This is a genomic window from Flavobacterium tiangeerense (assembly GCF_007830355.1).
Classification (GTDB): domain Bacteria; phylum Bacteroidota; class Bacteroidia; order Flavobacteriales; family Flavobacteriaceae; genus Flavobacterium; species Flavobacterium tiangeerense.
On record NZ_VLKO01000001.1, the window covers coordinates 211,595 to 230,288 of the forward strand.

Consider the following 18,694-nt stretch of genomic DNA (forward strand, 5'->3'; position numbering starts at 1 on the left):
TTTTATTTTACAGCAAAAGAATCTGTCACAGACTAGCCTAGATATTCATTCTAAAATCTTCAATAACTGGATTGGCTTTTGCAAAATCAGTTTCTTGAATAAAAAGTTCTACTGCTAAATCACTTCCGCCAAAACCTCCCAAACGTGAAGATTGAATGTTGTCCTTTTTTAAGGTTTCAACACCCGCTGTTTCTAATCTTTCTTGTAAGGCTTGCGCCAAAATTTCACTTCCTGAAAACACTTTCATTAATCCCATTGTATTCCTATTTTTTAATTATCATCATTATTTTCTTCATCACCATCTTCTTCTTCATCCTTATCTTCGTCCTCATCTTCATAAAAATCAAACTCGAAAGGTTCAATTAGCATTCTCTCGGTCATGATTTCAATTCGCTCGGTGAACTGCTCGGTGAAAATAATGCGTTGGGTTTTGTCAATACTATTCGAGATTCGCATGATTTTAGTTTCATGACGCAATTTCAAAATAGGATCAGCATCGTCTAGAATAAACATTTTCAATCGGTTCACGTTGTAGCCCGCCGATGAAAACATTTCGCTCAATTTATTTGGCGTCCCAATCAAAACATCAATACCGGTTGAAATGTAATTTTTGTCATAATCCATATCGCCTTTGTCATGAACACCATATATTTCTAGGTCCGTGTATTTTGCCAATTTTTCAAATTGCGCTGCCATCTCAACCACTTTCTCTTTATCCGATACGATGATTAAAGCACGTGGCGACTCCTCAACAGAGCCAACCAAGCGTTGAATGACATTGATAACAATGGTAGTCGATTTTCCGCTGCCAGCAGGTGCAACAATAATAGCATCGGCACCACTTTTTAAAGTCCCAAAGGTCTCTTTCTGAATATCATTCGCCTCTAAGAACCCGTTGTCAATTAAGTTTTGTTGCAGCGTCTCGTTTAATTTTTTTAATTTCATTCTTTTTAGATTGAAAGATTCAAAAATTTAAAAATTAAATGATTAGCTCACTAATTTTTAAATGATTCAACCTCTAAATTATTTAATTATTTTGATGCAAATAACTTCACATCATTCTCTGAAATCTCGCTTCCGCCAAGGATAATCAAGCGTTCCACAACATTGCGTAATTCCCTAATATTCCCTGTCCAATCGTATTCTTGTAAAAGTTTAATTGCAGTAGCCGAAAATTTCTTTACCGTATTTCCTTGCTCAGAAGCTATTTTATCAGCAAAATGCTTGATCAACAATGGAATATCATCACGCCTGTCATTAAGAGCTGGTACTTTAATGAGGATTACAGCCAGCCTATGGTATAAATCCTCTCTAAAACGACCTTCGGCAATTTCAACTTTCAAATCTTTATTCGTAGCAGCAACAACTCTTACATCAACTTTTATGTCTTTATCTGCTCCTACACGAGTAATCATGCTTTCTTGTAACGCTCTTAAAACTTTGGCTTGCGCCGAAAGGCTCATGTCTCCAATTTCATCTAAGAAAATAGTTCCTTTATCTGCCGCTTCAAATTTTCCTGCACGATCTTTTACTGCTGATGTAAAAGCTCCTTTTACATGACCAAATAATTCACTTTCAATCAATTCAGATGGGATTGCAGCACAATTTACTTCGATTAAAGGAAAGTTTGCACGTTCGCTTTTTTCATGCAATTGATGCGCGACTAATTCTTTTCCGGTTCCGTTAGGTCCTGTAATCAATACTCGTGCCTCGGTTTGAGCAACTTTATCAATCATGATTTTAATATGATTAATGGGATCACTCTCACCAATCATTTCATAATTCTTGCTGACTTTTTTCTTTAGGATTTTATTCTCAACTACAAGTTGTTTTTTGTCCAAAGCATTTCGAACCGTATTCAATAATCGGTTTAAATCAGGTGGTTTAGAAATGTAATCAAAAGCTCCTAAACGCATGGTATTGATAGCTGTTTCCATGTCACCATGCCCAGATATCATAACCATAGGAATTTCTGGTTTGATTTTTTTGACTGCTTCTAGCACTTCAACCCCATCCATTTTTGGCATTTTTATATCGCATAGAACCAGGTCATAATCAGTAGTTTTAATTTTTTCCAAACCCACTACACCATCCTCTGCCTCCTCTACTTGGTAGCTATCATTTTCTTCTGATAGGATTTTTGAGAGCACTCTTCTTATGGCTGCCTCATCCTCAATGATAAGTATTTTTGACATATTTTTATTTTTGATTGGCTTATGAGCACCAAATTATTTTTATTGCAAAATTCAACTTTCTTACGGGATTCTCTAGCCCCGATTATAATGGAAATCCTTTACTGCGGCGCGATAGCAAAGCAGGAAAGATTGAAATGAAAAGCGGGAAACAGCTCCTAAAAAATACTCTTGAACAGCATTTTATCAATTATTTTACTACTTCATCCATCGATACAACTCTTTCCATGTTGGTTTTTTACCATACATTAAAATTCCGATTCGGTAAATTTTACCAGCAAACCAAACTACGGATAAAAAAGAAGCAAAAAGTAACGTTACTGATATGGCTATTTGCCACAAAGGTACGCCAAAGGGAATTCTCATGAGCATAACTATGGGCGAAGTAAGCGGAATCATTGAAAAAACTATTGCCACTGTACCGTGTGGATCATTGATAACGGTAAAGAAACCAACATATACGCTGAGTATAAGCGGCATGATGATGGGCATTAAAAACTGTTGCGAATCGGTTTGATTGTCTACTGCGGCTCCTATTGCGGCATAGAAAGAGCTGTATAACAAATAGCCTCCTATAAAATAAACTACAAAACCCGCTAGTATACCTGCAATAGGCAAGTTCCATAATTCCTTGATATAAAGTGCGGCTGAACTACTCATTTCTGGCTGTGCCGAAAGTACATCTTGAGCACCAGAAACAGGTCCTATATTAACTCCAAAAAATAGTGACACTGAGAAAAGCAATATAAACCCTAAGCACGCCCATATAAAAAATTGCAACAATCCTGCCAGAGCTGTCCCTATAATTTTTCCCATCATTAATTGAAATGGTTTGACAGAGGAGATAATAATTTCTACAATTCGGCTTGTTTTTTCCTCTATTACGCTACGCATGACCATGTTACCGTAAATGATAATAAACATCATGATAAGGTAACCAAATGCTCCTCCTATTCCAATTTTAATTTCGTTTAAACCTTTGAGACTCTCTTCTCCAGATGCTTTTGTAATATTAATAACAACTTTTGCCTGTGCTTTTTTGATGGCAAGTGTATCGAGTTTAGCTTTTTCTAAATTTGCCTTTGTCAACTTATTAGCTACGATATCTTGCATGTTTTCAATAAATGCAATGCCTGGACTATCATTTGAAATGTATTGAATTTTATTTTCTAACAGTTTTGTATCCTGTACTTTTGGGATATAAATAATTCCTTCGTATGCCTCAGCACTAATACTATCTTTTAAAAAATTTAAATCAAGAGCTGTTAAATCTTGGTAGTCATACGTGGCTTTTTTACTGTTTTTCTTTAAAAATTCTTGTACAAACAATCCCGATTTATCATGTATGGCAATGCGCTTTGTATCTGGTTTCATACTGCTTAAGTACGCTACAAAAACTGCAATGGCCACAAATAGCAACGGACTTAAAAAAGTCATTACAATAAAGGACTTGTTACGTACCTTGGTAATGAACTCTCGCTTGATGATTAATGTAATTATTGACATTTTTTAGTTTTGATTTGTCCAAAATTCCCAAAAAAGAGGAATCAAAAAATGGTTATTTAGTTTATTTTTTTTTAATGCTCATGTCTTGCTAAGAACCGCTAACGGTTTGAATGAAAATATCATTCACACTCGGGATTTTTTCTACAAAATGTGTGATTTGACCAAAAGGAGTTAAGCTGTTGAGCAACTCATTTGGTGATGCATTCCCTAATTGAATATTTAATTTAAACTCATTATTTAACGATTTAAATTGGGCAGGATTTGTGCTAAAGTTTTGAGATAGCGCTTGCATTAAAGCTTCGGGCTTATCCGAAAGTATACCTACTTCAAAAGTATTGGTTTTAAATTGCCTCTTGACATCATTTAGCTTCCCTTCAATTAATTTATTTGATTTATGAATCAATGCAATATGATCGCACATTTCCTCCACACTTTCCATACGGTGGGTAGAGAAAATTATTGTAGCACCTTGATCTCTCAGAGCTAAAATTTCGTCTTTGATAATAATGGCATTCACAGGATCAAAACCCGAAAAAGGTTCGTCAAAAATGAGTAATTTGGGTTTATGCAATACACACACGACAAATTGGATTTTTTGAGCCATCCCTTTAGAAAGTTCTTGAATCTTTTTGTTCCACCAGCCTTGAATACCTAGTCTATCAAACCAATATTCCAGTTGTTTTTTGGCTTCAGCCTTTGAAAGACCTTTCATTTGTGCTAGATATAGGCATTGCTCTCCTACTTTCATCGTGTTGTACAAACCTCTTTCCTCTGGTAAATATCCTATGTGTTGTACATGCTTGGGTTGCAATTTCTCTCCATCAAAAATTACAGTGCCACTATCAGGCATTGTAATTTGATTGATAATTCGAATTAATGATGTTTTACCAGCTCCATTTGGCCCCAAGAGTCCGTAAATACTGCCTTTAGGTATATTGAGCGATACTGCATTAAGTGCCTTATAATCGCCGTATTGTTTTACAACTTGATTGATTTCAAGAATAGTACTCATACTTATATTTTAATGGTGTAAAAGTAAATAATTAGTATCGAAATACTTATAATAGTTTGATATAAGTAGTATTTTATTTTGGCAAAAACTTAATTTTTTAGCCTTGCGTAAAATGCTTTTTGCTGACACCAAAATAACAAATTGTATTTCACAAAAAACCCATCCTTGTGCATAAGGATGGGTTTTGTATGAATGTCTACATTCAAAATTAACATTTTTGAATTAAGAGAACATGTCTTTTACTTTTTCAAAAAATGACTTATCTGATTTCTCAGGATTTGGAATAAAATTATCGTCGGTTAAATTCTTCTCAAAAAACTGTTTTTGTTCTTTGTTCAATGTTTTAGGAGTCCATACGTTCACATGAACCAATAAATCACCATTCCCGTAACCATTGATACTTGGTATCCCTTTACCTTTTAGTCTTAATATTTTACCTGATTGAATGCCTTCCTCTAACTTGATACGTACTTTTCCGTTGATAGCTTCGATATCTTTAGAAATACCTAAAACCGCTTCAGCAAAGCTAATGTACAAATCATAGTGCAAATTCTCACCTTCGCGTTTCAAGAAGTCGTGCTCTAACTCTTCGATTGCTACGATCAAATCACCTGGCACGCTGTTTCCTGGCGCATCGTTTCCTTTGTTTGAAACTTTTAACTGCATTCCGTCAACAACACCGGCTGGTATTTTGATTGAAACCGTTTCATCTTCAAGAACCATTCCTTGTGAATCTGCGTCGGCTGGTTTTTTATCTAAAATTTGACCTGAACCATTACAAGTTGGGCAAGTAGAAGCAGATTGCATACGGCCCAAAATGGTGTTTGTTACACGCATTACTTGACCTTGTCCGTTACAAGTATTACAAGTTTTATAAGTAACGCCAGCAGCTTGTACTTTACGTTTTACTTTTACTTTTTTCTCAACACCATTAGCAATCTCTTCCAAAGTCAATTTTACTTTGATACGAAGATTACTTCCTTTGGTACGACGATTTCCGCCGCCACCTCCGCCACCGAAGCCGCCAAAACCACCTCCAAAAATATCTCCAAACTGACTGAAAATATCATCCATGTTCATACCGCCATGACCACCTCCGCCAAAACCGCCTGAACCATCAAATGCTTGATGACCATACTGATCGTATTTTGCCTTTTTTTGTGGATCACTCAATACTTCATAAGCTTCTGCCGCTAACTTAAATTTCTCTTCAGCAGCTTTATCGCCAGGATTTTTATCAGGGTGATGTTGCAAGGCACTTTGTCTGTATGCTTTTTTTATTTCTGCAGCAGTTGCACTTTTAGTAATGCCTAATATTTCGTAAAAATCTTTTTTCATCTGTATTTTTTATTTAGTGCGAATGTATTTTAGTACTATCTTAAAAAGCTAATACTCCACATTTATACTTAAAATGACACTTTCAACCAGCATCGCAGTTGTAATTATTGACCGATTACCACTTTTGGAAAACGAATAATCTTGTCTCCAAGTTTGTATCCTTTTTCTAGTACATCCACAATTTTACCTTTCATACTGTCTGATGGCGCAGGAATTTGAGTAATTGCTTCGGCAAAATCAGCATCAAATGCGTCACCTGCTGTAACCTCAACTTGCTCTAATCCTTTAGCCACTAAAGTATTTTTTAGTTTTTCATGGATAAGCTCAACACCTTTAGTTAGCAATTCATCCTCTGATTTGTTAATCTCAATAATAGCTCTATCAAAATCGTCTAGCACTGGTAACATAGCAAGTAAGACTTCTTGATTTGCTGTTTTAAACAACTCAATACGTTCCTTAGTTGTTCTTCTTTTGTAATTCTCAAACTCTGCAAACAACCTTAGGTATTTATCTTTTTCTTTTGCTAAATCTTGTGTTAATTGTTCTTCCACGCTTAATTCCTCAACAATAACCTGCTCTTCATTAACATTATTTTCTAATGTTGCATCCTGTAATTCTTGATCGATTTCTGTATTTTCAGTGGTCATAGTGCTCTTATTTTTAAAAATATTCTTAAACTTCATTTTAATCTTTTTTTGAATTGCAAAAGTACTGCCAATTCTCTTAAAATGTCAAATTGTCACACTTAATATTATTTATGCTTATCAAAAAGGGGGATTTTACCAAAAATGGCTCACGTACAACCAACTTGAATTCCTTTAAACTGAATAAAAAAAATAAATTTCTTAACAATTTTTATCAACGCTTTGTTTAAAATTTAGGTTTTTTTTAAGATTATCATATTATATTTATGTTATATTTGTAAATGGTTTTATTCATTTCGCATGAAATAGAATGACAAATTATTAATTCACATTTACGTTATATAAAAAAAGCTTCGTTTTTCAACGAAGCTTTTTTTTTAATTCTGTAAGAGATAATTTTTCAAACCTTCTAAATCGAGAACCTGCTGTTCTCCTGAAAGTAAATTTTTAAGAGCAAATGTTTTAGATTCTAATTCTTGTTCTCCTGCAATAATTGCAAAAGGTATTCCACGCTTGTCAGCGTGCTGAAACTGCTTTGCCACTTTTACATTATCTGGATATAACTCTACTTTAATTCCAGTTTCTCTAAGCTCCTTAATAGCTTGCATGGCATAAAAGGCTTCATTATTTCCGTAATTGATAAATAAAGCTTTAGATGTTGCTGCTACTGTTTCTGGAAACAACTTTAGTTCTTCTACCACCAAATAAATGCGGTCAAGACCGAAAGATATTCCCACTCCACTCATGTTTTTCAAACCAAAAATACCCGTTAAATCATCATAACGTCCTCCGCCACCGATGGATCCCATTGCAACAGTTTTGGGTGGTGCTACTTCAAAAATAGCTCCAGTGTAATAATTTAATCCTCTTGCTAATGTAACATCTAGATCCAAAACAGCTGTTGACAGCCCTAGTTGTGAAACCGTTTCACAAATAAAACGCAATTCCTCCACACCTTTCATACCTTCTTCTGAGTCTTGTAATAAAACAGAGAGCTTCTCGATTTTCTCAGTGATAGAACCTGTAAAATTAAATAGTGGCTGAACTTTTGACAGTGCTTCCTCAGGAATTCCTTTTTCTATCATTTCTTTCTTGACTCCGTCCTCGCCTATTTTGTCTAATTTATCAAGAGCTACTGTAAAATCAATCAGCTTGTCAGAGGCTCCTATTACGGCTGCAATTCCAGATAAAATTTTTCTATTATTGATTTTGATGGTTACGCCTTGCAATCCTAAAGCTGTAAAAACGGTGTCATACAATTGAACCAATTCTACTTCTTGCCACAAAGATTTTGATCCAACTACATCTGCGTCACATTGATAAAATTCTCTAAAACGTCCTTTTTGAGGTCGATCAGCTCTCCAAACGGGTTGAATTTGATAGCGCTTAAACGGAAATTCAATATCGTTTTGATGTTGCACCACATACCTTGCAAAAGGTACAGTCAGATCATAACGCAAGGCTTTCTCTGAAATGCTTGACGTTAATTTTGTACTGTCTTTACTTTCTAGATGACTTTCGTTGGCTTTAGAAAGATAGTCTCCAGAATTTAATATTTTAAAAATCAATCGATCGCCTTCTTCTCCGTACTTACCCATTAAGGTTTCAGAGTTTTCAAACGATGGCGTTTCTATAGGTTGAAAGCCAAATTTTTCAAAATTGCTTTTAATGATTTGAATGATATAATTTCTTTTGGCCACATCTGCTGGCGAAAAATCTCGGGTTCCTTTTGGTATGCTAGGTTTTGATGCCATGAATCTATTTTTGCTGTCCTTATTATTATGCCTTACTAGGCAATCTTTTTCTGGTTGCAAATATCTTATTTTTAAAATTATTCTGTTTACAAAATGCCACATTTTATTACTGCTTGTTTAGCCCGGATTGTCGTGGAAATATAGCACTACAAATTCTTATGTTTTCCTGACTTAAAGAGCGACTAGCGGAAGCTCATTTAAGGTAGAAAGAAAACAAAGAATATGGAGTGCGGTATTGTAGCAAAAGCCGGAAACAGCTCCTAAAAAAAAGAAAATTGTTATGAAATATTTTTTTGGTTGTAAAATTTTGTAACAAAAAATATAAATTCGTGTCAAATGGGTATGATGTTAAAATTATTTAAAGAAAATGTTCGAATTGCGTCTGGTTCAATCAGAACGCAATTGTTACGAACGGTTCTTACGGTGATGATTATCGCCATAGGAATCACGGCTTTAGTGAGTATTCTTACGGTTGTATCTGCGCTGGAGAATACTATTTCCTCTGATTTTGCTTCTATGGGTGCCAACACCTTTAATATAAAGCAATATGAAAACACCGTAAGAAGACAGGGCCGAGATGAACGTGAAATAATCAATCCTATTATTTCTTATCCCGAAGCGGTGGCTTTCAAAAACAAATACAACTACCCCTTAACCGAAACTTCACTTTCCTTTACCGCAACGGCAGGAGCCGAGGTAAAATATGAGTCGACTAAAACAGATCCTGAAAACTCTGTAGTAGGAGTTGACGAGTATTTCATGACCAATTCAGGTCTTGAAACCAGTTCTGGTAGAAATTTTACCCGTTTTGATGTTGATAATAATGCTTATGTATGTATCGTAGGTTCTGATTTTGAAAAAGGACTATTCAAAGACATCAACCCTATAGATAAAGTGGTCTCCATACGTGGCGCAAAATTTAGAGTTATTGGAGTGTTAAAAGAAAAAGGTTCCACTTTTGGCAATAGTCAAGATTTAAGAATATTAATACCTATCCAAGTAGCACGTTCCCTATTTACAGCACCTAACATTAATTATACCGTGAGCGTTATGGTTAATAAAAAGGAGTTGCTAGAGCAAGCGCTAGACAACGCAACAAGCGTAATGCGTAGGGTTAGAAAACTTAGTCCTATAAAAGATAATAATTTTGGGATTGTACGAAGTGATGATTTAATTAATAAAATTCTAGGAATTACACAATATCTAGGATGGGCATCATGGCTTATTGGGATTATTACCGTTTTAGGTTCATCTATTGCATTGATGAACATTATGATCGTATCGGTAACAGAGCGAACTCGAGAAATTGGGGTTCGAAAAGCACTTGGAGCCAAAAAAACAACCATAGCCATTCAATTCTTCATTGAAACCCTACTCATAGGACAAATGGGTGGCTTAGTAGGAATTATTTTTGGTATCTTAATTGGTTTTGGTATTGCAACTGCCATGGATTTTGCTTTTGTAATCCCTTGGGGCGCAATAATGGCAGCTTTTATAACCAGTTTTATAGTAGCTATTGCGTCTGGTTTATATCCAGCCATTAAAGCTGCTGTTTTAGACCCTATTGAGGCATTGCGTTACGAATAATAGATATTCCAATACAAATTAGGGCGTGACCACATAAAAAAAGGGGCAACAAATCATAATGGATTGTTGCCCCTTTTTTTTTATAGGGTCGGGTTATACGCGTTACATGGTAACGTGCTGCTACCCCTCACGCGAAGTGCTTACTAGTTTGTTTTTTTTGGTAACATGAAACTGTTTTTCTTCCTAGTATTGTTTACTGTAATTACACTGTATCATTCTGTCATTCCCGTAGATATCTTTTCTTAATTCGATATTTTTAAAATTCAAGTTTTCAAGTAAATCCACCGTTTCCTTACCTAAATACTGATTAATTTCAAAATAAAGAAATCCATTATTAGAGAGACTTGTTTGAGCCAATTCGGCTATCTTTCTATAAAAAATCAAAGCATCTGAATCTTCAACAAAAAGTGCCAAATGAGGTTCATAATGTAATACGTTATTTTTAATTTCTTGTTTTTCTAAATTGCGTACATACGGAGGATTTGAAACAATGACATCAAATTGTTGCAATAAATCATTTGTTTCAAGAATATTTTGATGCAGAAACGTAATGCTAACTTGATTTTTTTGAGCATTTTTCTGAGCTGTCTTCAATGCTTCTTCAGATACATCTAAAGCAAAAACTTGCGCATTTACTAGATTTTTTGCTAGAGAAATAGCAATGCAACCACTACCCGTTCCGATGTCAAGAATCTTTACTTTTTGATTAGCAACAGTAGATTGTAAACTATTCAGAATCCATTCAACCAATTCTTCCGTCTCGGGTCTTGGGATTAAAACAGCATTGTTTACTTCAAAATCCAATCCAAAAAAACTAGTACTCCCCAAAACATATTGCACCGGGATTTCGTTTTTTAATTGCTGTAAAAATTGATCCCAAACTTTAAGCGCATCAGTTGAAAGAATCAAATCCGGTTGTAAAGCCAAATCGATTCTTTTTAATTGCTGTTGGTTTTCTAAAATCAAATAAAAGAAACTTTCGGCTTCATCTTCACCATAAAGAGCCGTTAAATCTTGTATAAACTGCGTTCTGTATTCTTTTATTTTCATGTGTGAGGGACATTTTTAGGGCAAAGTACTGCTTGAATTAATTTTATAAATCCTTCAACATCCAAACCGGACAACTGCTGTGACCAGTAGAACCCATAGGCCCATCAATGTTTTCAAAACCTGTTTTTTTATATAATTTTTGAGCATCATGCATAAAAGGCATCGTTTCAAGATAGCATTTTTCGTACCCAAAATTTCGAGCACTTTGCAAACATACTTCCATCATCTCAGTTCCAATTCCCATTCCACGAGTTTCAGGTAAAAAATACATTTTTTGTAATTCACATATAGAAACCGCTTCATTAGCCAGTGGCGCAATTCCAGCCGCGCCTACAATCCTATCATTATGCTCTACAACATAATACACAGATCTTGGCTTGCTGTACTCCTCAAACATCAAATCCAAATACGGATCTTCGTAAGCTGTACCTACTTTTGGAATATCCATTTCGTCAAAAACAGAGCGAATTAATTGAGCCACTGCTGCATTGTCCTCTTTATTTATTTTTCTTATGCTGTAATTTTCCATATTTAAAAAATCAGGTTATTGATGCAAAAATAGAAATACTTTGCTATAATGACGTAAAACATTTTAACAAAATGAAAAGCTCAAAAAGTATTACTTTTGCACCGTGAATATACATGAAAAATACATCAACCGCTGCATACAGCTGGCCCAAAACGGCCTTGGCACAACCTATCCTAACCCGCTTGTGGGAAGTGTGATTGTACATAACAATGTCATTATAGGTGAAGGTTGGCATAAAAAAGCAGGAGAACCCCATGCCGAGGTGAATGCAATACAATCTGTACGCGATACGCCATTATTAAAAAACGCCACAATTTATGTGAGCTTAGAACCTTGTAGCCACTTTGGTAAAACACCTCCGTGCTGTGACTTGATCATCAAACATAAAATACCGAATGTAGTTATAGGTACCGTAGATCCTAACATAAAAGTAGCTGGAAATGGTATAAAAAAACTTCTTGAGGCAGGCATTAACGTTAAAGTGGGTGTACTAGAAAAAGATTGTCTGGAACTCAACAAACGTTTTTTTACTTTTCACGAAAAAAAGAGACCTTATATTATCTTGAAATGGGCAGAAAGTCAAGATGGTTTTATTGCTCCAAAGGAACGTTCTGAACAAAAACCCGTTTGGATTACTAATCCGTATTCTAGACAGCTGGTGCACAAATGGCGCACCGAGGAACAAGCTATACTGGTGGGAACGCAAACCGTTATTGATGACAATCCCACACTTAATGCACGTGACTGGTACGGAAAAAACCCTGTAAGATTGATTTTAGACCAAAACAAAAGGGTCTCAAAAGAAAGTGCCATTTTTGACAATCAAGCTCAAACAGTTGTTTTTACAAGTCTCCCATTTGCAAAAGATATAGAAAACACTGCTGAAAAAATAATTGATTTCAAAGAAAATATTACCCCTCAAATTGTCCAAGCACTTTATGAAATGGATATTCAATCAGTTATTATTGAAGGTGGAAAACAAACTTTACAAACTTTTATAGACGCACAACTCTGGGACGAGGCAAGAGTTTTTATTGGAGATAAACCTATTCTTAAAGGAATCAAAGCTCCGCAAATAAATAAAACTATAGTGCAAAAAAAGCACATTTTAACAGACGAACTAATTTTGATCAAAAATCATGATTGATACTATTATATTTGATTTTGGAGATATCTTCATCAATTTAGACAAGCAAGCCACTCCTAAAGCTTTCAAAGAATTAGGCTTACAACAATGGAATAGCACCTTGGATGCATTAAACGTCGCTTTTGAAACTGGAAAAATATCCCGTCAAGAATTTTTAGATGGTTTACAAAAACAAATTCCGCAGGCTAACCAAACTGAGATTTTGAAAGCATGGAATGCCATTCTGCTTGATTTTCCACAACATCGATTGGATTTTTTAGTTTTATTGTCGAAAAAATATCGTTTGTTTTTATTATCTAATACGGATGCTATTCACATAGAGCAATTTGAAAAACAAAGCGGCACCGCATTTTACAGTACTTTTTATAAATGTTTTGAAAAAGTATATTTCTCCTTTGATCTAGGCATGCGCAAACCCGATCTAGAAATTTACAAGCATCTTATAGAATCACACCATTTAATTCCAACCAATACCCTTTTTGTTGATGACAAAAAAGAAAATACAGATGCAGCACTAAAAACTGGCTTACAGGTTTGGAATTTACAAGTTGGTACGGAAGACGTTGTTGATTTATTCGAAAAAATAAATTTCTAACGCTTTGGCAAATCCTAAAATACCATAAGATTTTAAATTAATTGTGAAAGACACCTATAAAACCATTGACACGCCTTCTGGTGAAATTCTATTCAAAGAAAAGAACAGCAAGTTTTTTGGCTATGCATTCCCCGCAAGCAGTGAAGAAAATGTAAAAACCATACTAGAAAGTTTACGCAAACTTCACCCCAACGCAGGACATTTTTGTTATGCGTATCAAATGGGGACTTCAACTTATACCTATAGAGCAAACGATGATGGAGAACCAAGCAACAGCGCTGGAATGCCTATTTACGGGCAAATACTATCTTTTGATGTAACTAACATCCTTGTTGTAGTCGTGCGCATCTTTGGCGGTGTAAAACTTGGTGTTGGTGGATTAATATCAGCCTACAAAACGGCAGCACAAATGGCCTTATCAGAATGCGAGATTATCGAAAAAACAATTGACATTCATTTTAAAATTATGTTTGATTACCAATTCATGAATAAAATCATGCGCGTGGTGAAAGAAAAAAAATTAGATATCGTGACACAAACTATGGAAATTAATAGTTTGACACAACAACCCGAAGGCATTATTGAAATAAAAACACGAAAAAAAAATGCCGAAATGATATTCGACATTTTTAATTCCATTTTTGAAATCAAAATTATTCGTGTTTAAATTCACAAAAAACTGCATCTTTTTTATTTTATTCCATCGCTTTTAGCAATTCTAAAATATAATCTGGCGGAACCACTGGACGACCTGTTTTTAAGGACACAAAAACCAAGATAAATTGGGCAGTTGTTAATAACTCATCCTGCTCATTATAGATAGCGCAATCAAATTCTATCTTAACAGACGACTGACTTTTAAAAACCGTATGAACCGTTAAAAGCTCATCATAGCGAGCTGATTTTTTATAATTTATATTCATAGAAACTATAGGCAACGCAATACCGCTTTCTTCCATTACTTTATACGAAACCCCTTTGTTTCTAAGCCATTCCACCCTTCCTATTTCAAAATAAGGTATGTAATTACCGTGGTAAACCACTCCCATTTGGTCTGTTTCAGAGTATCGAACTCTAACTTGTACTTGATGATCTTTCATTAATAATGAATTAAAAAATTTAATTAAAAATAGTGCCTTACAACAATAATAGGGAAAATTATAACCCTATATATTTTTTTTTACAGAAATTTGTTCACATATTTGTTACCCCAATAATAAGTAACAAAACATCTTTTTTTTAGTAATCTAAAAATTACAAATAAAAAACAATTTATTTAGAATATATGAACAAAACTGCTCAATCAGTATGGGAAAACTGTTTGTCTTTCATAAAAGACAACATCCAAGACCAAGCCTATAAAACTTGGTTTGAACCAATCAAATCAGTTGAACTTACCGATAATGCATTATATATTCAAGTACCTAGTAAATTTTTCTACGAATGGCTAGAGGAACACTATGTAAAACTTTTAAAAGTTGCCTTGACTAAAGAACTTGGAAAAAACGCTAAGTTACTTTATAAAATTAGAATGGAAAACACCTATGGCAACAAACAACCGTTTACAGAACAGTTGCCAAGTGCCAATAGAGTTCCCATGAAACCTCAGGAAGTTGATGCTCCGTTTAAAAACTTAAACCCAGAGCTCAAAAATCCTTTTGTAATTCCTGGTATTCGAAATCTTAAGATTGAATCACAGCTTAACGCCAATTATAGCTTTGATAATTTTCTTGAAGGAGATTCTAATAGATTAGCACGTTCTGCAGGGATGGCTGTGGCCAATAAACCGGGTGGAACATCATTTAATCCTTTACTAATCTTTGGAGGTGTAGGACTAGGTAAAACTCACCTTGCACATGCAATAGGTGTAGAAATAAAAGATAAATATCCAGAGAAAACTGTTTTGTATATTTCTGCCGAGATATTTACACAGCAATATATTGACTCGGTTAAAAAAAATAACCGTAACGACTTTATCCATTTTTATCAATTGATTGATGTTTTAATCATTGATGATGTTCAATTTCTTTCAGGTAAATCAGGTACTCAAGATGTGTTTTTTCATATATTCAACTACTTGCATCAAAACGGGAAACAAGTCATTCTAACATCTGACAAAGCTCCGGTTGATATGCAAGATATCGAACAGCGTTTGCTTTCCAGATTCAAATGGGGATTGTCTGCAGAAATTCACCAACCCGATTATGAAACTAGAATTTCTATCTTAAAAAATATTTTGTACAGGGATGGAGTTGAAATTCCTGAGGATATTATTGAGTACGTAGCTAGAAATATCAAATCAAATGTTAGGGAGCTAGAAGGTGCCATCATTTCATTGATAGCACAATCCTCATTCAATAAAAAAGAAGTTACTCTTGACCTAGCGAAAAGTGTAGTTGAAAAATTCGTTAAAAATGTAAAACGTGAAATTTCAATTGATTACATCCAAAAAATAGTTTCAGATTACTTTCAATTAGATCTAGAGACTTTACAATCGAAAACTAGAAAAAGACATGTGGTACAAGCCCGTCAACTAGCTATGTTTTTTGCCAAAAAGTTTACCAAAGCTTCACTAGCTAATATTGGTTCACAGATAGGTGATCGTGATCATGCTACCGTTTTACATGCTTGCAAAACAGTAGATAACCTTGTTGCTACTGATAAACAATTCAAAAAATTTGTTGACGATATCAATAAAAAATTAACGTTGTAAATACCTCATGCCTACTAAAATTCTCATGGTTTGTTTGGGTAATATCTGTCGGTCACCATTGGCTGAGGGAATATTAGCCTCTAAACTAGATCCTGAAAAATTTATTGTAGACTCAGCTGGAACCGGTTCTTGGCATGTGGGTAAATCACCTGATGAACGTTCTGTAGCCGTTGCAAAAAAAAACAACATTTCTATTTCTCATCAAAAAGGGAAACATTTCAATAAAAAGGACTTTGAAACCTATGATTACATCTACGTGATGGACAGTTCAAATTATGATGACGTTATGCAACTTGCACCAACTCCTGAGCATCAAAAAAAGGTTAAAATGATCTTGAATGAACTGTTTCCAGGTGAAAATGTAGATGTTCCTGATCCCTATTATGGATTATCGAATGGATTTGAATTGGTTTTTAACATGCTAGACGAAGTTTGCGATATCATTGCAGACAAACTAAAAAAACATCATTCCTAAATAGAATCTTGGAATTCATTTTCAAAAAAATCTAACTACTCAAAACCTAAAATTATATTTTATGAACAGTAAAACTTCTCTAGGCAAACTTTATTTAATCCCTACAACAATGGGAGAATGTGATCCTATGGATGTTTTTCCGCAAACTATAAAAAGAAGCATAGAACTATTAGACCATTATATTGTTGAAAATGACAAAACGGCAAGAAAATCAATCAAATTAGTATGTCCAGAAAAAAAACAAGCTGATCTTACCCTTTATGTTTTAAACAAACATACCGAAACTAAAGAGCATCTTGAGTTTATAAAACCTTTGCTTGAAGGCCATAACATGGGACTTATGAGCGAAGCCGGCTGTCCTGGTGTGGCCGATCCTGGTGCCGTGATTGTAAAACTAGCACATGAAAAAGGCATTCAAGTAGTTCCATTAGTAGGACCATCCTCAATATTATTGGCAATGATGGCATCTGGAATGAATGGTCAAAGTTTTACTTTTCATGGTTATTTACCCATAGAGAAAGATGAAAAAAAGTCCAGCTTAAAAACCTTAGAGAGAATCTCATTTGAAAAAAATCAGTCTCAGATTTTTATTGAAACTCCTTATCGAAATAATAAGTTACTGGAAGACTTAATTCAGATATTACATCCAGAGACACACTTGTGTATAGCAACTGATATTACATTGCCTACTGAATATATTAAGACCAAAAAAATAGCAGCTTGGAAAAAAGAAACCATCGATTTACACAAACGTCCTACTATTTTTATCATTCATAAAATGTAAATTGGGTTGCGTGAGGGATAGCAGCAAGTACCGAAGTACTGCGTATAGCCCGGCACTACAAAAAAAGGGGCTTTGTCACTATTAAGGTGATAAAGCCCCTTTTTTTGTAGGGTCACGCCCAAAGGAAAGCAACGCTGCATAATATAGTAATCCCTTTTTTGATTGATAGCACTCATGGTATGTATTAAATCCTTATTTTTAACGTGTTTTAATTGACTATTTCATGAGTAAACTTCCGGATGTAAAAACAAGTATTTTTTCGATTATGTCTAAAATGGCAGCGGAATACCAAGCAATAAATCTTTCGCAGGGCTTCCCCAACTTTCCTGTAGATGAAAAGTTGACTACTATAATGGCGCGTTTGTCCCGAGAAAATGTGCATCAATATACACCTATGGCGGGTTATCCTCTATTACTGCATCAAATTTCTAAGTTAGTAGAACGTTCTTACGACAGAATTTTGAATCCCGAAACTGAAATTCTAGTGACAGCGGGCGCTACTCAAGGGATTTTTACTACTATAATGGCTCTGGTGAATAGTGGTGACGAAGTGATTATTCTAGATCCCAGTTATGATTGTTATGAGGCTCCGGTGTTACTAAGTCAAGCTACACCTGTTAGGATTCCGCTTCATGATGATTATTCCCCTAACTGGGAGCGAATTGCGACTGCTTGTACCTCAAAAATCAGAATGATTATTATCACAAATCCGCATAATCCTACCGGAAAAATATTGAGCAATAAGGACATTGAAAGTCTAGAAACTATTCTGGAAAAACATCCTAACATCATATTGCTTTCAGATGAAGTGTATGAATACATCACATTTGAAGACAAACACATATCAGCGCACACTAGAAAAAAAATTCGGAATCGCTGTGTTATGATTTCCTCTTTTGGTAAATCCTTTCACATCACAGGCTGGAAAATAGGATATGTTGTAGCTCCCGAAGCATTGATGATTGAAATTAAAAAAGTACATCAGTTCCTTGTTTTTAGTGTGAACAGCTTAAGCCAAATGGCCATAAGCGAATACATTGATATCGTAGATCTTTCAGAAATTAAAAAACGATACCAAGCAAAGCGTGATTATTTTAAAGAACTGCTTATTTCTAGCAGATTTGACCTGCTGTCCTGTGAAGGAACATACTTTCAGGTAGCTTCTTACGCCAAAATATCTCAGGAAAATGATGTTGATTTTTGCAAACGTTTGATTACCGAATTTGGCGTTGCTGCAATTCCAATTTCGACCTTTTATGCTGATGGTAGCGATTTAAAACTCATTCGTTTTTGTTTTGCCAAGGATAACAATACACTTAAAGAGGCTGCTTTACGATTGTGTAAAGTTTAACTATTTCTGAGTATTTC

Annotated in this window: 19 protein-coding genes; 8 read left to right on the top strand and 11 right to left on the bottom strand. The window is 34.8% G+C overall.

The window, feature by feature from the left end; all coding sequences use genetic code 11:
* Nucleotides 1–37 precede the first annotated feature (37 nt).
* The 8 genes from IQ05_RS00960 to hisS form a co-directional block, all read right to left on the bottom strand.
* Nucleotides 38–256: a putative signal transducing protein gene (locus IQ05_RS00960; RefSeq protein WP_086453769.1), complete on the bottom strand. Its 219-nt coding sequence runs from the start codon at nucleotides 254–256 to the stop codon at nucleotides 38–40.
* Between the two features lie 14 nt (nucleotides 257–270).
* Nucleotides 271–945 carry a DEAD/DEAH box helicase gene (locus IQ05_RS00965; RefSeq protein ID WP_144889049.1) on the bottom strand — a complete coding sequence of 225 codons (675 nt, stop codon included), beginning with the start codon at nucleotides 943–945 and terminating at the stop codon, nucleotides 271–273.
* A gap of 86 nt (nucleotides 946–1,031) precedes the next feature.
* The gene (locus IQ05_RS00970) at nucleotides 1,032–2,195 is read right to left on the bottom strand and encodes a sigma-54-dependent transcriptional regulator (protein ID WP_144889050.1); all 1,164 of its coding nucleotides are present in this window, start codon (nucleotides 2,193–2,195) and stop codon (nucleotides 1,032–1,034) included.
* Nucleotides 2,196–2,390: 195 nt separating this feature from the next.
* Nucleotides 2,391–3,698 carry an ABC transporter permease gene (locus IQ05_RS00975; protein WP_144889051.1) on the bottom strand — a complete coding sequence of 436 codons (1,308 nt, stop codon included), beginning with the start codon at nucleotides 3,696–3,698 and terminating at the stop codon, nucleotides 2,391–2,393.
* Nucleotides 3,699–3,786: 88 nt separating this feature from the next.
* On the bottom strand, nucleotides 3,787–4,710 hold the full coding sequence (locus tag IQ05_RS00980; protein WP_144889052.1) for an ABC transporter ATP-binding protein: 924 nt from the start codon (nucleotides 4,708–4,710) through the stop codon (nucleotides 3,787–3,789).
* A 222-nt stretch (nucleotides 4,711–4,932) separates the two neighbouring features.
* The gene (dnaJ, locus tag IQ05_RS00985) at nucleotides 4,933–6,048 is read right to left on the bottom strand and encodes a molecular chaperone DnaJ (RefSeq protein ID WP_144889053.1); all 1,116 of its coding nucleotides are present in this window, start codon (nucleotides 6,046–6,048) and stop codon (nucleotides 4,933–4,935) included.
* A gap of 104 nt (nucleotides 6,049–6,152) precedes the next feature.
* On the bottom strand, nucleotides 6,153–6,731 hold the full coding sequence (locus IQ05_RS00990) for a nucleotide exchange factor GrpE (RefSeq protein WP_144889054.1): 579 nt from the start codon (nucleotides 6,729–6,731) through the stop codon (nucleotides 6,153–6,155).
* A gap of 338 nt (nucleotides 6,732–7,069) precedes the next feature.
* A complete protein-coding gene (hisS, locus tag IQ05_RS00995) occupies nucleotides 7,070–8,446 on the bottom strand; it encodes a histidine--tRNA ligase (protein WP_144889055.1) in 1,377 nt (458 codons plus the stop codon).
* 342 nt (nucleotides 8,447–8,788) lie between these two features.
* Here hisS and IQ05_RS01000 point away from each other — a divergent pair, with 342 nt between their 5' ends.
* On the top strand, nucleotides 8,789–10,033 hold the full coding sequence (locus IQ05_RS01000) for an ABC transporter permease (protein WP_167496915.1): 1,245 nt from the start codon (nucleotides 8,789–8,791) through the stop codon (nucleotides 10,031–10,033).
* A gap of 183 nt (nucleotides 10,034–10,216) precedes the next feature.
* Here the strand turns inward: IQ05_RS01000 and prmC are convergent, their stop codons facing one another.
* Together prmC and IQ05_RS01010 are read right to left on the bottom strand one after the other, a co-directional pair.
* Nucleotides 10,217–11,083 (bottom strand): peptide chain release factor N(5)-glutamine methyltransferase, encoded by an 867-nt coding sequence (gene prmC, locus IQ05_RS01005; protein ID WP_144889056.1) that lies wholly within the window; start codon nucleotides 11,081–11,083, stop codon nucleotides 10,217–10,219.
* A gap of 43 nt (nucleotides 11,084–11,126) precedes the next feature.
* On the bottom strand, nucleotides 11,127–11,612 hold the full coding sequence (locus IQ05_RS01010) for a GNAT family N-acetyltransferase (RefSeq protein ID WP_144889057.1): 486 nt from the start codon (nucleotides 11,610–11,612) through the stop codon (nucleotides 11,127–11,129).
* A gap of 103 nt (nucleotides 11,613–11,715) precedes the next feature.
* Here IQ05_RS01010 and ribD point away from each other — a divergent pair, with 103 nt between their 5' ends.
* Genes ribD through IQ05_RS01025 form a run of 3 tightly spaced genes read left to right on the top strand, consistent with a single transcriptional unit; the run spans nucleotide 11,716 to nucleotide 14,021 of the window.
* On the top strand, nucleotides 11,716–12,759 hold the full coding sequence (gene ribD / locus IQ05_RS01015) for a bifunctional diaminohydroxyphosphoribosylaminopyrimidine deaminase/5-amino-6-(5-phosphoribosylamino)uracil reductase RibD (RefSeq protein ID WP_144889058.1): 1,044 nt from the start codon (nucleotides 11,716–11,718) through the stop codon (nucleotides 12,757–12,759).
* Complete coding sequence (locus IQ05_RS01020) at nucleotides 12,752–13,354, top strand: HAD family hydrolase (RefSeq protein ID WP_144889059.1); 603 nt, start codon at nucleotides 12,752–12,754, stop codon at nucleotides 13,352–13,354. Before ribD ends, IQ05_RS01020 begins: the two co-directional genes overlap by 8 nt.
* Before the next feature lie 40 nt (nucleotides 13,355–13,394).
* On the top strand, nucleotides 13,395–14,021 hold the full coding sequence (locus tag IQ05_RS01025; protein ID WP_144889060.1) for an IMPACT family protein: 627 nt from the start codon (nucleotides 13,395–13,397) through the stop codon (nucleotides 14,019–14,021).
* Between the two features lie 28 nt (nucleotides 14,022–14,049).
* Here the strand turns inward: IQ05_RS01025 and IQ05_RS01030 are convergent, their stop codons facing one another.
* Entirely contained in the window at nucleotides 14,050–14,454 is a 405-nt protein-coding gene (locus tag IQ05_RS01030; RefSeq protein ID WP_144889061.1) for an acyl-CoA thioesterase, read from the bottom strand.
* Nucleotides 14,455–14,639: 185 nt separating this feature from the next.
* Here IQ05_RS01030 and dnaA point away from each other — a divergent pair, with 185 nt between their 5' ends.
* The 4 genes from dnaA (at nucleotide 14,640) to IQ05_RS01050 (ending at nucleotide 18,677) form a co-directional block, all read left to right on the top strand.
* Nucleotides 14,640–16,067 carry a chromosomal replication initiator protein DnaA gene (gene dnaA / locus IQ05_RS01035; protein ID WP_144889062.1) on the top strand — a complete coding sequence of 476 codons (1,428 nt, stop codon included), beginning with the start codon at nucleotides 14,640–14,642 and terminating at the stop codon, nucleotides 16,065–16,067.
* Between the two features lie 7 nt (nucleotides 16,068–16,074).
* Complete coding sequence (locus IQ05_RS01040) at nucleotides 16,075–16,542, top strand: low molecular weight protein-tyrosine-phosphatase (protein WP_144889063.1); 468 nt, start codon at nucleotides 16,075–16,077, stop codon at nucleotides 16,540–16,542.
* Between the two features lie 61 nt (nucleotides 16,543–16,603).
* Complete coding sequence (locus IQ05_RS01045; RefSeq protein WP_144889064.1) at nucleotides 16,604–17,326, top strand: SAM-dependent methyltransferase; 723 nt, start codon at nucleotides 16,604–16,606, stop codon at nucleotides 17,324–17,326.
* Nucleotides 17,327–17,549: 223 nt separating this feature from the next.
* Complete coding sequence (locus tag IQ05_RS01050; protein ID WP_144889065.1) at nucleotides 17,550–18,677, top strand: methionine aminotransferase; 1,128 nt, start codon at nucleotides 17,550–17,552, stop codon at nucleotides 18,675–18,677.
* The last annotated feature ends 17 nt before the right edge of the window (nucleotides 18,678–18,694 follow it).